Consider the following 13,867-nt stretch of genomic DNA (forward strand, 5'->3'; position numbering starts at 1 on the left):
TTTTTCATGATAACTCTCCATTTCTGAATTAGTGATGTCCGGGGAAGTACAACCGGTGTTTTCAGTTCCATAACTGAAACAGGTTCGGCAGCGTTTATTTCTCCGGAAGAGGGCTGGATATTCATTTCCTGGCGTACTCTGACGCCGGGTATTGATGAAGCAATCCAGCCTTCCTGATAAGTTGCACTAATTATATCGAATGGCTTCTGTTTGCTGCATGACAGGCTAATGACATCTTTGTCATTTACATCTTTATTTTCAGCATTGGGTTTCCGGGATCATTTTCTCCAGTCTGGGCACGGATAAGATAAAACGCGTGGAGCGTACGTCTGATTCCACCTGCACTCTTCCGTGATGTGCTTCCACGATTGACTTCACAATCGCAAGGCCGATGCCGCTGCCTTCTCCTTTTCGTTGTCTGGATGGATCCACCCGATAAAAACGGTCAAACAGCCTTGATAAATGTTCTTCAGGGATCGGTTTCCCTGGATTTTCAATCACAAGGTCAAAAAAGCTCTCCTGCTTTCTTATTGAGACGGTGATGGCCTGTCCCTCCGGGGTATAACGCAGGGCATTGGATAACAGATTATTGATCGCTCTTCTGAACATTTGTGGATCTCCCTCAACCAGGCAGGGCATCCCGTTAAATTTGAGCGTGATATTGCGTTCTTCGGCCCAGGCTTCGAAAAACTCGAAGACTTTCATGACTTCTGCTCTGAGGTCAAAACGGACCCTGTCAGGTATAAGCTGGTTATTGTCCGCCTGTGCCAGAAACAGCATGTCGCTGACCATTTTGGTCATCCGGTTATACTCTTCAAGACTGGAGTAGAGGACATCCTCAAGTTCCTTCTGGGTTCGATCCTGACTCAGTGCGATTTCAGTCTGCGTCACCAGATTGGTGATGGGCGTTCTGATCTCATGCGCGATATCGGCAGAGAAATTGGCCTGGCGGGTAAAGACGTCCTCAATCTTTCCAATCATATGATTGAACGAGATAACCAGTTGCTCCAGCTCAATGGGAACGCGTGTCGGTTCCAGCCGCGCATCAAGATTCTCGGAGGTGATGTTTTTAATGGCATTGCTGACATTACGAAGGGGCAGGTGCCCCTGACGGACAGCGATGCGAATGATCAGAACAATCAGCAGGCTTATCACGACGGCGATCGCAATCAGATTTTTTTTCAGCGCATCGAGGTAATGGAGATGGAAATTAATGGAGAGGCCAGTCAGCATGACATAATTCTGCTGTTTGCCCTGAAATATCGCCTGGCCAGAGGAGGCGATAATCCGGTATGTTTCCATCTTCATTTCAGACCCGGTATCCATCGGTCTCGCAGGATCCTCCACCGTCCAGAGAAAGACATCCCGTGCGCGGCTGTGCTCGCTAAAATCTGCGGAATTCACGGCCGGGTGTAGTGCCGCCCCCTGCGCTGAACTAAAGAGCACTTCCCCCCTGGGATTGAGGAGCAAAAGGGCAACGTTGCGGTAGCTGGCAATCGACTCCTTTATTTTGCTTACTTTTTTTTCATCCGGATCCACCGGGGACTGCAGTATACGGTTCAGGGTAGTGCTGATTTGTTGAAGATCGCTGACATCCTGCTCGGCAAAATGATTTTCAACAGAATGCAGCATAAACCAGGTGAAGGCGATAAAAGCCAGTATCGTGGACAGGCTGATAAAAAAGGTCAGCCGCAGGGCGAGTGAGAAAGGGCGCCTGGAAGGTTTGCTATGCATCCGGGGCCTCCAGCATATAGCCCACGCCCCGGACAGTCTGGATCAGCTTTGTCCCGTAATCGTTGTCTATTTTAGCGCGGAGTCGCTTTACGGCGACATCAATCGCGTTAGTGTCGCTGTCAAAATTCATGTCCCAGACCTGAGAGGCAATCAGGGAACGGGGAAGAACCTCGCCCTGATGGCGAATGAAAAATTCCAGCAGGCTGAACTCTTTACTGGTGAGCACAATGCGGTTTCCGGCGCGACTGACTTTTCTGGATACGAGATCCATCGAGAGATCAGCCACCCTAAACTGGCTTTCCGTGATCATCGTGTTTCCCCGCCTCAGAAGGGTTCTCACCCGGGCCAGCAGTTCGGCAAACACAAAGGGTTTAACCAGATAATCGTCCGCACCCAGTTCCAGTCCTTTGACCCTGTGTTCGATCGTGCCGAGGGCCGTCAGTAGTAAGACCGGCATACCCTTTCCGGCAGTGCGCAGCATGCGGATGATATCCCAGCCGTTCACATCAGGCAGCATGATGTCCAGAATGACTAAATCATACTCGGCTGTCATGGCGAGATGATATCCGGTAAGACCATTATCAGCGTGATCCACTACGAACCCTGCCTCTGTAAGCCCTTTGCTGAGATATTCACCTGTTTTAATTTCGTCTTCGACGATCAATATTTTCATCTTGCTCCCCGTCTGGCTGCTAATGTCATTCTATTGCGCACACGATCGTAATCAACGAATTACCGTAAAAATGACAACATTGTCATTATTCTGTCACCCGACAAACAGAGTGCATTCTGTAAAGTAACCCTGGTAATACTCTGAACTTCATTTGAACCATTTACCAGGTCTGCCTGGACGAGAAGCAATATGTTCAAATTAAAACTACTCAGCATCAGCACAATCTTCATTCTGGCTGGTTGTGTCTCTCTGGCGCCTGAATATCAGCGTCCGGCAGCACCGGTACCCCAGCAGTTTTCACTGTCCCGTAACAGCCTGACGCCAGCGGTGAATGGCTATCAGGATACGGGCTGGCGTAACTTTTTTGTCGATCCCCAGGTCACCCGGCTGATTACTGAAGCCCTGACTAATAACCGTGATTTGAGAATGGCTGCACTGAAGGTTGAAGAGGCCCGGGCCCAGTTCAACGTCACGGATGCAGATCGTTATCCCCAGCTGAATGCCTCATCCGGGATCACATACAGCGGTGGTCTGAAAGGTGACAAGCCGACCACACAGGGGTACGACGCAGGTCTGAAGTTCAGTTATGAGCTCGATTTTTTCGGCAAACTTAAGAACATGAGTGATGCTGATCGCCAGAACTACTTTGCCAGCGAAGAAGCCCGTCGGGCCGTACACATCCTGCTGGTATCCAACGTTTCACAAAGCTATTTCAGCCAGCAACTGGCGTACGAACAACTTCGTATTGCGCGGGAAACGCTGAAAAATTATCAACAGTCCTATGCTTTCGTTGAGCAGCAGCTCGTGACCGGGAGTACGAACGTTCTGGCACTTGAACAGGCGCGAGGACAAATCGAAAGTACCCGCGCCGAAATAGCCAAACGAGAAGGCGATCTGGCTCAGGCAAACAATGCCCTGCAACTGGTGCTGGGAACGTACCGCGCACTTCCGTCAGAAAAAGGGATGAAAGGCGGGGAGATAGCCCCAGTAAAATTGCCACCAAATCTGTCTTCACAAATTTTGCTGCAGCGACCGGATATTATGGAAGCGGAATATCAGCTGAAAGCGGCTGATGCCAATATTGGCGCAGCGCGAGCGGCCTTTTTCCCCTCCATTACCCTGACCAGTGGTCTTTCCGCAAGCAGTACGGAGCTGTCCAGCCTGTTTACGTCAGGAAGTGGAATGTGGAATTTTATCCCTAAAATTGAAATTCCTATATTTAATGCTGGCAGGAATAAAGCCAATCTGAAGCTGGCTGAAATTCGCCAGCAACAGTCGGTGGTTAATTACGAACAAAAAATTCAGTCAGCCTTTAAGGATGTTTCCGACACGCTTGCGCTGCGCGACAGCCTTAGCCAGCAACTTGAGTCACAGCAGCGTTATCTTGATTCACTTCAGATAACTCTCCAGCGTGCCAGAGGATTGTATGCAAGTGGTGCTGTCAGTTACATCGAAGTGCTGGATGCAGAACGTTCCCTCTTCGCTACCCAGCAAACCATTCTCGATCTTACCTATTCCCGGCAGGTTAACGAAATTAATCTGTTTACCGCGCTGGGTGGCGGTTGGGTAGAGTAAATTTATTTAATTAATCAGGAAATTAAAATGCGTAATTCACTTAAAGCCGTTTTATTTGGTGCCTTCTCTGTCATGTTTTCTACCGGTCTTCATGCTGAAACACATCAGCATGGCGATATGAATACTGCCAGTGATGCTTCGGTACAGCAGGTTATCAAGGGCACCGGTGTCGTTAAAGACATTGATATGAATACTAAGAAAATCACCATTTCGCATGAAGCAATTCCAGCGGTGGGCTGGCCTGCAATGACCATGCGCTTTACTTTTGTTAATGCAGACGATGCTATTAATGCCCTGAAAACAGGCAACCATGTCGATTTCTCGTTTATTCAGCAGGGCAATATCTCCTTACTCAAAAGCATTAACGTGACGCAGTCCTGATTGGCTGTCCGGAGCGATTACATCCTGTGCGCCTGTACATTCACATAGGTATATGTGTGAGTTAACCGTCAGGCGCATATGCCAGGTGTTTTGATTTTTTAGCGGAAAATTGTATGGCTTCTTTAAAGATAAAATATGCTGCAATAATTATCAGCAGCCTCATAGCAGGGGGGCTGATATCGGTTACTGCCTGGCAGTATGTAAACTCAGCACAAAAGACAGAAAAAACAGAACAAAAGGCACCGGAACGAAAGGTGCTTTTCTGGTATGACCCAATGAAACCGGATACCAAATTTGATAAACCCGGAAAATCGCCCTTTATGGATATGGACCTGGTGCCAAAATATGCTGATGACAGTGGCGATAAAAGCAGTGGCGGGATCCGTATCGACCCAACCCAGGTTCAGAATCTGGGATTAAAAACGCAAAAAGTCACGCGAGGAATGCTGAATTATTCTCAGACAATCCCGGCTAATGTCAGCTATAACGAGTATCAGTTTGTTATTGTGCAGGCGCGTTCTGACGGGTTTGTCGAAAAAGTCTACCCCATGACGATTGGCGATCATGTGAAGAAGGGGACGCCACTTATCGATATTACCATTCCGGACTGGGTGGAAGCACAGAGTGAATTCCTTCTGTTATCCAGCACCGGTGGTACTTCCACGCAAATTAAAGGCGTTCTGGAACGGCTTCGCCTGGCAGGTATGCCGGAAGAGGATATTCAGAGACTGCGTTCTACCCGGAGCATTCAGACCCGTTTTACCATTAAAGCACCTATTGATGGTGTCATTACTGCATTTGACCTGCGCACCGGCATGAATATTTCGAAAGATAAGGTGGTGGCTCAGATTCAGGGAATGGACCCGGTCTGGATCAGCGCTGCAGTGCCAGAATCTATCGCCTATCTGCTGAAAGATACGTCGCAGTTTGAAATTTCGGTACCGGCTTATCCGGATAAAACATTCCATGTCGAAAAATGGAATATTCTTCCCAGCGTGGATCAGACAACCCGTACGCTTCAGGTCCGTCTCCAGGTTTCTAATAAGGATGAGTTTCTCAAGCCGGGCATGAATGCCTATCTGAAACTGAATACCAGAAGCCAGGAGATGCTGCTGATACCAAGCCAGGCCGTTATCGATACCGGCAAAGAACAGCGCGTGATTACTGTTGATGATGAAGGCAAGTTTGTGCCGAAACAGATCCACGTTCTGCATGAGTCACAGCAACAGTCCGGCATCGGCTCCGGCCTGAATGAAGGCGATACCGTGGTGGTCAGTGGCCTGTTCCTCATTGACTCTGAAGCCAATATTACGGGCGCACTGGAACGTATGCGCCACCCTGAAAAAACAGAAAGCAGTATGCCAGCAATGTCTGACCAGCCTGTAAATATGCATTCAGGGCACTGAGGAGACGACGATGATTGAATGGATTATCCGGCGCTCTGTCGCCAACCGTTTCCTGGTCATGATGGGGGCCCTGTTTCTCAGCATCTGGGGCACATGGACGATTATTAACACGCCTGTCGATGCCTTGCCTGACCTGTCAGATGTGCAGGTCATTATCAAAACCAGCTATCCCGGCCAGGCCCCGCAGATTGTAGAAAACCAGGTCACCTATCCACTTACCACCACCATGCTGTCCGTGCCTGGCGCAAAAACCGTGCGTGGTTTTTCACAGTTCGGTGATTCGTATGTGTATGTCATTTTTGAAGACGGCACCGATCTGTACTGGGCCCGTTCCCGCGTGCTGGAGTACCTGAACCAGGTACAGGGAAAACTGCCCGCCGGTGTGAGTTCTGAAATCGGTCCGGACGCCACGGGGGTGGGCTGGATATTTGAATATGCCCTTGTCGATCGCAGCGGAAAACACGACCTTTCAGAACTGCGTTCTCTGCAGGACTGGTTCCTGAAATTTGAGCTGAAAACCATCCCGAACGTGGCTGAGGTCGCTTCGGTTGGCGGCGTGGTGAAACAGTACCAGATTCAGGTCAATCCGGTAAAACTGTCTCAGTATGGTATCAGCCTGCCCGAAGTGAAACAGGCCCTTGAATCGTCTAACCAGGAGGCCGGTGGCTCATCCGTTGAAATGGCCGAAGCTGAGTATATGGTCCGTGCCAGCGGTTATCTTCAGAGCATTGATGATTTTAATAACATCGTCCTGAAAACAGGCGAGAACGGCGTGCCGGTTTATCTGCGGGATGTTGCCCGCGTGCAGACCGGGCCTGAAATGCGGCGTGGTATTGCCGAGCTGAACGGCCAGGGCGAAGTCGCTGGCGGCGTGGTGATCCTGCGGTCGGGTAAAAATGCACGCGACGTTATCACGGCAGTGAGGGATAAACTTGAGACGCTGAAGGCCAGCCTGCCGGAAGGCGTTGAAATCGTGACCACCTACGATCGCAGCCAGCTCATCGACCGGGCGATTGATAACCTCAGTTCCAAACTTCTGGAAGAGTTTATCGTGGTGGCCATCGTCTGTGCCCTGTTCCTGTGGCACGTACGTTCTGCCCTGGTGGCGATTATCTCTCTGCCGCTTGGTCTGTGTATCGCCTTTATCGTCATGCACTTCCAGGGACTGAACGCCAATATCATGTCGCTGGGAGGGATAGCGATTGCCGTCGGTGCGATGGTGGATGCCGCCATTGTGATGATTGAGAATGCGCATAAGCGGCTTGAGGAGTGGGATCATCAGCATCCGGGTGAGCAGATTGACAACGCCACCCGCTGGAAGGTGATTACCGATGCCTCCGTTGAAGTGGGACCCGCACTGTTTATCAGCCTGCTGATCATCACCCTGTCCTTTATTCCTATCTTTACCCTGGAAGGTCAGGAAGGACGTCTGTTTGGCCCGCTGGCATTCACGAAAACGTACTCCATGGCGGGCGCGGCCGTGCTGGCCATCATCGTCATTCCGATTCTGATGGGATTCTGGATCCGGGGGAAAATTCCTGCAGAGACCAGTAACCCCCTGAACCGGGTACTGATCAAAGCGTATCATCCATTGCTGTTGCGGGTTCTCCACTGGCCAAAAACAACCCTGCTGGTTGCGGCCTTGTCCATTTTCACCGTTATCTGGCCGCTGAGCCAGGTGGGCGGTGAGTTTCTGCCGAAGATTAACGAGGGCGACCTGTTGTATATGCCGTCGACCCTGCCGGGTGTCTCTCCGGCTGAAGCTGCAGCGCTCCTGCAGACGACGGACAAGTTAATCAAAAGCGTTCCTGAAGTGGCCTCTGTATTTGGCAAGACCGGTAAAGCAGAGACCGCCACGGATTCCGCACCGCTCGAAATGGTTGAAACCACGATCCAGCTCAAACCTGAGGATCAGTGGCGTCCAGGCATGACGATTGACAAGATTATTGAAGAACTCGACAGGACCGTCCGTTTACCGGGGCTGGCAAACCTCTGGGTGCCGCCAATCCGTAACCGTATTGATATGCTCTCAACCGGGATCAAAAGCCCGATAGGTATCAAGGTGTCCGGAACGGTTCTGTCCGATATCGATGCAACGGCGCAGAGTATCGAAGCGGTCGCCAAAACCGTACCCGGCGTAGTGTCTGCTCTCGCAGAGCGACTGGAAGGCGGGCGCTACATTGATGTGGATATCAACCGGGAAAAAGCCTCCCGCTACGGAATGACGGTGGGCGATGTGCAGCTGTTCATCTCATCAGCCATCGGCGGCGCGACGGTAGGGGAAACGGTTGAAGGCGTGGCCCGGTACCCGATTAATATCCGCTATCCGCAGGATTACCGGAACAGCCCGCAGGCCCTGAAACAGATGCCGATCCTGACCCCGATGAAGCAGCAGATCACGCTGGGCGATGTTGCGGATATTAAGGTCGTTTCCGGGCCGACTATGCTGAAAACGGAAAATGCCCGTCCAGCCAGCTGGATTTACATTGACGCGCGCGGCAGGGATATGGTGTCGGTGGTTAATGACATTAAAACGGCGATCAGTCAGAAAGTGAAACTGAGACCGGGTACCAGCGTGTCATTCTCCGGACAGTTTGAACTGCTTGAGCATGCCAACAAGAAACTGAAGCTGATGGTGCCGATGACGGTGATGATCATCTTCATCCTGTTGTATCTGGCATTCCGCCGGGTTGATGAAGCCCTGCTGATCCTGATGAGCCTGCCGTTCGCCCTGGTTGGCGGGATATGGTTCCTGTACTGGCAGGGCTTCCATATGTCAGTCGCAACCGGAACGGGGTTTATCGCTCTGGCCGGGGTGGCAGCAGAGTTTGGCGTGGTCATGCTGATGTATCTGCGTCATGCCATTGAAGCGCACCCGGAATTGTCCCGTAAAGAGACGTTCACACCGGAAGGCCTTGATGAAGCCCTCTATCATGGTGCCGTACTGCGTGTCCGGCCGAAAGCCATGACCGTGGCGGTGATCATTGCGGGTCTGCTGCCAATACTCTGGGGAACCGGTGCAGGTTCAGAAGTCATGAGCCGTATCGCGGCACCCATGATTGGTGGGATGATCACGGCTCCGCTGCTGTCCCTGTTCATTATTCCTGCCGCCTACAAATTAATCTGGCTGCGCAGACATAAAAAAAGCGTGTCCTGAACCTGAAAGGGCACCCCCTGTGGGTGTCCTTCTTTACTGATTCACCCTGACGTCAGGGTTTAAATCGATAATATACAGAGGTGAGTATGAAAAAAGTGGTTCTGATGGCGCTGGCTCTCGGCCTTTCACTGCCCGCGATGGCGAGTGAAAAAGTGATTGATATGTACAAATCTGAAAACTGTGGCTGTTGTTCCCTGTGGGGCAAGGCGATAGAAAAAGACGGGTTTGAAGTACGAACTCACGTCATGAATGATCAGGTGCTGTCAGCCCTGAAAGAAAAGCATGCTATTCCTGCAGGACTGCGAAGTTGTCATACCGCGGTTGCCGGTAATTTGATCATTGAAGGCCATGTGCCTGCGACAACGATACATAAGGCAATGCAGTCTGGTTCAGGTATATACGGTCTCGCCACCCCCGGTATGCCAGCAGGAAGTCCTGGAATGGAGATGGGAGCCCGAAAAGAGGCTTACGATGTTATCGCATTCTCACCGGATGGAAGTAAAAAAGTCTTCCAGCGAATCGAATAGTCAGCGGAACGGCTGATAACGGGACGCCGGCAGCAGGCACTCTTATGCCGGCGGCATTCGTGGTAATCGCATCCATGACATACCCTGAAGACAGAAGATGCTTCGGTATGCATAAGGAGAGTTACTGTGAAAAATGACAATGCAGTGCAACACAACAACCAGACTGCTTCTGAGCAGACATTATCCCCGGACGAGGGCCACGTATTGCATAAGGTGAGAGATCCCGTGTGCGGGATGGACATCCTGCCCGACAGGGCGCACAGCAGCATTCGATACCAGGACCATCAACTTTATTTCTGCTCCGCCAGCTGTGAGAGTAAATTTAAAGCCCATCCCGATCGTTATCTTACCGAAGATGCCAGTGAACATTCCCATCACCATCACCACGATCATCACGAAGTCAGCCCTGATCAGATAAAACAGCCTCACCACCAGGCGGAGAAAGAGAATTCTGAAGGTGTGTGGACATGTCCGATGCACCCGGAGATACGCCGCAGTGGTCCCGGAAGCTGTCCTGTCTGTGGAATGGCACTGGAGCCGCTCGTAGCTACGGCATCCACGGGGCCAAGTGATGAACTTCGCGACATGACAAGACGCTTCTGGCTGGGGTTGTTGCTGGCGTTTCCGGTTCTGGTACTCGAAATGGGATCTCATCTGTTTCCCGCCTTGAGGAATACAGTACCGCCACAGTACAACACATGGCTGCAGCTGCTTCTGGCCTCTCCTGTCGTGTTGTGGTGTGGCTGGCCATTCTTCGCCCGGGCCGGAATGTCGTTACGTAACCGCTCCCTGAATATGTTTACCCTTGTTGCAATGGGCACCGGCGTAGCCTGGGTGTACAGCGTCATTGCAACCGTCTTCCCCTCCTGGTTTCCTGCATCGTTCAGAAACATGGATGGCCTGGTGGCCGTTTATTTTGAAGCCGCAGCAGTTATTACGGTGCTTGTTCTGCTGGGACAGGTTCTTGAGCTGCGGGCACGGGAACAAACCTCAGGTGCCATTACTGCACTACTGAATCTTGCCCCCAAAACCGCCAGGCGGCTGGATCATGACGGTCATGAAACGGATATTAATGCGGAAGATGTTCTGCCTGGCGATAAGCTCCGCATCAGACCAGGAGAGAGTATTCCGGTCGACGGTATTGTGATCGAAGGCAAAACAACCGTTGATGAATCGATGGTGACCGGGGAATCTATGCCGGTTACCAAAACGGAGGGTGACCCTGTCATCGGGGGGACCATTAATCAGACAGGGAGTCTCATCATCCGTGCAGAGAAAGTCGGTGATGAAACAATGCTCTCACGAATTGTTCAGATGGTCGCTGATGCACAGCGTTCGCGTGCCCCCATCCAGAGAATGGCTGACAGCGTTTCAGGCTGGTTTGTTCCTCTGGTGATACTTATCGCGGTTGTTGCTTTCGTGATCTGGTCTGTCTGGGGGCCCGAGCCCAGGATGGCGCACGGTCTCATTGCGGCTGTGTCGGTCCTGATTATTGCCTGTCCCTGCGCGCTGGGGCTGGCCACGCCGATGTCGATAATGGTGGGGGTGGGCAAAGGAGCCCAGGCCGGGGTGTTAATCAGGAATGCCGAAGCCCTTGAGCGTCTTGAAAAAGTGGACACGCTGGTTGTCGACAAAACAGGCACGCTCACGGAAGGTTCGCCTACGGTGACAGGGATTATCAGTCTCAATCCGGGTGGGGAAACATCTCTTTTGCGTGTAACAGCCGCAGTGGAAAAAGGCTCGCAGCATCCGCTGGGTATGGCAGTAGTTAAAGCAGCACAGGAAAAGGGGATCGCAATACCCGCAGTCACTCATTTCGATGCACCGTCGGGTAAAGGTGTCTCAGGCGATGTCGAAGGTCAACGGGTTGTTATTGGTAATGAACTGGCTATGCAGGAAAACAGTATCGTTATTGATAATCAAAAGGCCGTTGCGGATACGTTGCGGATGGAAGGCGCTACCGTTATCTATGTGGCCACAGACGGGGACCTTGCAGGCCTGATAGCTATCTCGGATCCCGTGAAAACAACCACGCCGGATGCGCTTAAAGCTTTGCGTCAGGCGGGGATCCGCATTGTTATGCTCACCGGGGATAACCAGCTTACTGCTGAAGCAGTCGCACGGAAACTGGGAATAGATGAGGTTGAAGCCGGAATTCTGCCGGATGGCAAAAAAGCAGTGATAACCCGACTGAAAGAGTCTGGCCATGTGGTTGCGATGGCCGGAGACGGTGTGAATGATGCCCCGGCGCTGGCAGCGGCTGACGTGGGTATAGCCATGGGAACGGGTACAGATGTGGCAATTGAAAGTGCCGGAGTCACCCTTCTCAAAGGCGACTTGATGATACTGAACAGGGCCCGTCATCTGTCAGAGATCACCATGAAAAATATCCGTCAGAATCTGTTTTTTGCATTTATCTACAACGCACTTGGCGTGCCTGTGGCTGCAGGTCTGCTTTATCCTGTGTATGGAATACTGCTGTCGCCAGTTATTGCGGCGGCGGCCATGGCTCTTTCCTCCGTCAGCGTCATTGTGAATGCGTTGCGTCTGAAAAGTGTCAGGCTCGGGAAATAACACTGAGTGAAGGGTCAGTTACGAACAGAAGGAGTCCAGTATGAAAAGTACCACCTATGCGCTTATTGCTGTCGCCGCGATCGCGGCATTTGCCCTCCTGCGCGAACACTGGTCACATGTGGCAGGTTACTGGCCATATCTGTTATTGCTGGTCTGCCCGCTAATGCATCTTTTCCACGGCCACGGAGGGCATGGAGATCATCAACATCACGGAAGTGAAAACGATAAAAAAAATTAATCCGGCAGACGGGGCCGCGTCGCGGTCCCGTTATCAGTCCAGGTATCGTTCGTAGTCTCTGGCATGCGCAAAGGCATGCTGTTCGAGTTTGTTATCAGCGGGTGCCGCTGCCCGGAACGCCAGAGAGTTAACAGGGTTGTTATTGATGACCAGCTCGTAATGCAGATGAGGACCGGATGAACGTCCGCTGTTACCGGATAACGCAATAGCACCTCCCCGTGTAACCCTGGCCCCTTTAGTAACGAGTATTTTATTGAGGTGGAGATAGCGAGTTTTAACACCGGCTTTTCCCGTTACTTCAACAAAATATCCCATGGTACTGTTGTATTCGGCCCGGGTGATTTTTCCGTCGATGACGCTGACTATTTTCGTGTTCATGGGCATGGAATAATCAATGCCATTATGGGGACTCACTTTTCCCGATACCGGGTTAAGCCTTGCAGGATTGAAAGGCGAACTGAGTCTTGCTGTGGCCGGTAACGGATAATCGAGACTGCCTTTCCCGGAAGTATCGGAAAGGTTATAGAACTTTTTATCTGATATACGATACGCCGTGTAATTAAATGAACCGGACGTAAATTTATAGGCCACGACACGTGATTTTCCCGCTTTCTTTTGCAGTACGAGTTTTAATGATTCATTTTTTTTCAAATGCCGCAGATTAAACCGGGAAGGCAAGGAGCGCTGAAGAGTAGCGATCTCGTTCGATTCCAGCCCCGAGCGGGTGGCTGAAAGGTAGGCATTTTCTTTTACGACATCGGTAGAATACATTTACTGGAATTCGCCGTTAGCATGAACACTGCGGCGTATGCTAGGGGTTTTCAGGAGGCGTGTCATCTGTCAGTTAATCGGGAGCACCGTTGATGGTCGTCATTTTTGTAACATATCTTGTTTCCCGTTTGCTCCTGAAGCTCTGGGAACTGTATGACCAGCCCGACGGTGATGATTAACGGGACTGAAACAGGTTACGGCAGAGCAATATGGGGCTCATGTCCTGCTACGTAACCCGTCAGTAAAGCCCTGCTGCGCACCTGACGCTAAGCACTAACCCGCCTGCAGTTACCTGGTCGAATACAGCCCGCGAAGCTTTCTTGCCTGCGTCTGATGTGCTTCCGCACCGGCATTATTGACCTGCTCATGCACGAGAGCGGCTTTTTCTCCGGCATTCAGTTCGTTAAAAGAAGAAGACGAGGTCTTTGAATTTGCATCACTGCCGGACAGCATTTTTTTATGTTCCTCAATCATTTTCTGATGCGCATAGGACGCGCTGTTGTTCATAAATGAATGAGCAACAATGGCCCTTTCATGTTCATTCATTTCAGAGAATGAGGGCGTGTTGTTTTTATTAACCCTGTCCGGTAAGTTTTCATGCGTCGAGGAATTCACATGACTGACGGCTGAGGCATTATTAACAAATCGATGTGCTTCATGGGCAATATCACTGGACTGAGCAAAAGCTGCCCCACAAAATAAAGCTGTAAACGCAGTGGTCGTGATTAATATATTCATGTGTAATTACCTTCTGAGGTACATAAAAGATGTCCTTATGATCATATATAAAAATAATCAACCTGTGGGGAAGATGACGTAAATGTAATACAG

11 protein-coding genes are annotated in these 13,867 nt (G+C 51.0%); 7 read left to right on the forward strand and 4 right to left on the reverse strand.

The features are described 5' to 3' along the window. Positions 1-258: 258 nt before the first annotated feature. Together silS and silR are read right to left on the reverse strand one after the other, a co-directional pair. A complete protein-coding gene (gene silS / locus FDW98_RS08515; protein ID WP_032433718.1) occupies positions 259-1,734 on the reverse strand; it encodes a copper/silver sensor histidine kinase SilS in 1,476 nt (491 codons plus the stop codon). Then, entirely contained in the window at positions 1,727-2,407 is a 681-nt protein-coding gene (silR, locus tag FDW98_RS08520; RefSeq protein ID WP_137397188.1) for a copper/silver response regulator transcription factor SilR, read from the reverse strand. The genes silS and silR overlap by 8 nt, the downstream gene beginning before the upstream one ends. 189 nt (positions 2,408-2,596) lie before the next feature. Between silR and silC the strand changes: the two genes are divergently transcribed. The 7 genes from silC to FDW98_RS08560 all read left to right on the forward strand — a co-directional run bounded on the left by silC (position 2,597) and on the right by FDW98_RS08560 (position 12,265). Next, positions 2,597-3,982 carry a Cu(+)/Ag(+) efflux RND transporter outer membrane channel SilC gene (silC, locus tag FDW98_RS08530; protein ID WP_137397187.1) on the forward strand — a complete coding sequence of 462 codons (1,386 nt, stop codon included), beginning with the start codon at positions 2,597-2,599 and terminating at the stop codon, positions 3,980-3,982. Positions 3,983-4,009: 27 nt separating this feature from the next. Continuing rightward, positions 4,010-4,363 carry a cation efflux system protein CusF gene (cusF, locus tag FDW98_RS08535; RefSeq protein ID WP_137397186.1) on the forward strand — a complete coding sequence of 118 codons (354 nt, stop codon included), beginning with the start codon at positions 4,010-4,012 and terminating at the stop codon, positions 4,361-4,363. 113 nt (positions 4,364-4,476) lie between these two features. Then, on the forward strand, positions 4,477-5,769 hold the full coding sequence (gene silB, locus FDW98_RS08540) for a Cu(+)/Ag(+) efflux RND transporter periplasmic adaptor subunit SilB (protein ID WP_000157620.1): 1,293 nt from the start codon (positions 4,477-4,479) through the stop codon (positions 5,767-5,769). Positions 5,770-5,779: 10 nt separating this feature from the next. Beyond that, positions 5,780-8,926 (forward strand): Cu(+)/Ag(+) efflux RND transporter permease subunit SilA, encoded by a 3,147-nt coding sequence (silA, locus tag FDW98_RS08545; RefSeq protein ID WP_137397185.1) that lies wholly within the window; start codon positions 5,780-5,782, stop codon positions 8,924-8,926. A gap of 86 nt (positions 8,927-9,012) precedes the next feature. Further along, positions 9,013-9,453 (forward strand): DUF411 domain-containing protein, encoded by a 441-nt coding sequence (locus FDW98_RS08550; protein ID WP_137397184.1) that lies wholly within the window; start codon positions 9,013-9,015, stop codon positions 9,451-9,453. 126 nt (positions 9,454-9,579) lie between these two features. After that, entirely contained in the window at positions 9,580-12,027 is a 2,448-nt protein-coding gene (gene silP / locus FDW98_RS08555; RefSeq protein ID WP_023331515.1) for an Ag(+)-translocating P-type ATPase SilP, read from the forward strand. Positions 12,028-12,067: 40 nt separating this feature from the next. After that, positions 12,068-12,265 carry a DUF2933 domain-containing protein gene (locus tag FDW98_RS08560; RefSeq protein WP_000843494.1) on the forward strand — a complete coding sequence of 66 codons (198 nt, stop codon included), beginning with the start codon at positions 12,068-12,070 and terminating at the stop codon, positions 12,263-12,265. A gap of 33 nt (positions 12,266-12,298) precedes the next feature. On the opposite strand, the gene FDW98_RS08565 is transcribed toward FDW98_RS08560, so the two are convergent. Together FDW98_RS08565 and FDW98_RS08570 are read right to left on the reverse strand one after the other, a co-directional pair. Continuing rightward, positions 12,299-13,036: a peptidoglycan DD-metalloendopeptidase family protein gene (locus FDW98_RS08565; protein WP_000287501.1), complete on the reverse strand. Its 738-nt coding sequence runs from the start codon at positions 13,034-13,036 to the stop codon at positions 12,299-12,301. 288 nt (positions 13,037-13,324) lie between these two features. Continuing rightward, complete coding sequence (locus FDW98_RS08570; RefSeq protein ID WP_001023257.1) at positions 13,325-13,774, reverse strand: copper resistance protein; 450 nt, start codon at positions 13,772-13,774, stop codon at positions 13,325-13,327. Between the last annotated feature and the right edge of the window lie 93 nt (positions 13,775-13,867).

Source organism: Citrobacter sp. wls711, from assembly GCF_005281055.1.
Classification (GTDB): domain Bacteria; phylum Pseudomonadota; class Gammaproteobacteria; order Enterobacterales; family Enterobacteriaceae; genus Citrobacter; species Citrobacter gillenii.

What these genes read in the sequence shown, in the direction of transcription:
- FDW98_RS08550 (WP_137397184.1), top strand. Translation starts at nt 9,013, where the DNA reads ATGAAAAAAGTGGTTCTGATGGCGCTGGCTCTCGGCCTTTCACTGCCC.
- cusF (WP_137397186.1), top strand. Translation starts at nt 4,010, where the DNA reads ATGCGTAATTCACTTAAAGCCGTTTTATTTGGTGCCTTCTCTGTCATG.
- FDW98_RS08560 (WP_000843494.1), top strand. Translation starts at nt 12,068, where the DNA reads ATGAAAAGTACCACCTATGCGCTTATTGCTGTCGCCGCGATCGCGGCA.
- silA (WP_137397185.1), top strand. Translation starts at nt 5,780, where the DNA reads ATGATTGAATGGATTATCCGGCGCTCTGTCGCCAACCGTTTCCTGGTC.
- silS (WP_032433718.1), bottom strand. Translation starts at nt 1,734, where the DNA reads ATGCATAGCAAACCTTCCAGGCGCCCTTTCTCACTCGCCCTGCGGCTG.
- silB (WP_000157620.1), top strand. Translation starts at nt 4,477, where the DNA reads ATGGCTTCTTTAAAGATAAAATATGCTGCAATAATTATCAGCAGCCTC.
- silR (WP_137397188.1), bottom strand. Translation starts at nt 2,407, where the DNA reads ATGAAAATATTGATCGTCGAAGACGAAATTAAAACAGGTGAATATCTC.
- FDW98_RS08570 (WP_001023257.1), bottom strand. Translation starts at nt 13,774, where the DNA reads ATGAATATATTAATCACGACCACTGCGTTTACAGCTTTATTTTGTGGG.
- silC (WP_137397187.1), top strand. Translation starts at nt 2,597, where the DNA reads ATGTTCAAATTAAAACTACTCAGCATCAGCACAATCTTCATTCTGGCT.
- FDW98_RS08565 (WP_000287501.1), bottom strand. Translation starts at nt 13,036, where the DNA reads ATGTATTCTACCGATGTCGTAAAAGAAAATGCCTACCTTTCAGCCACC.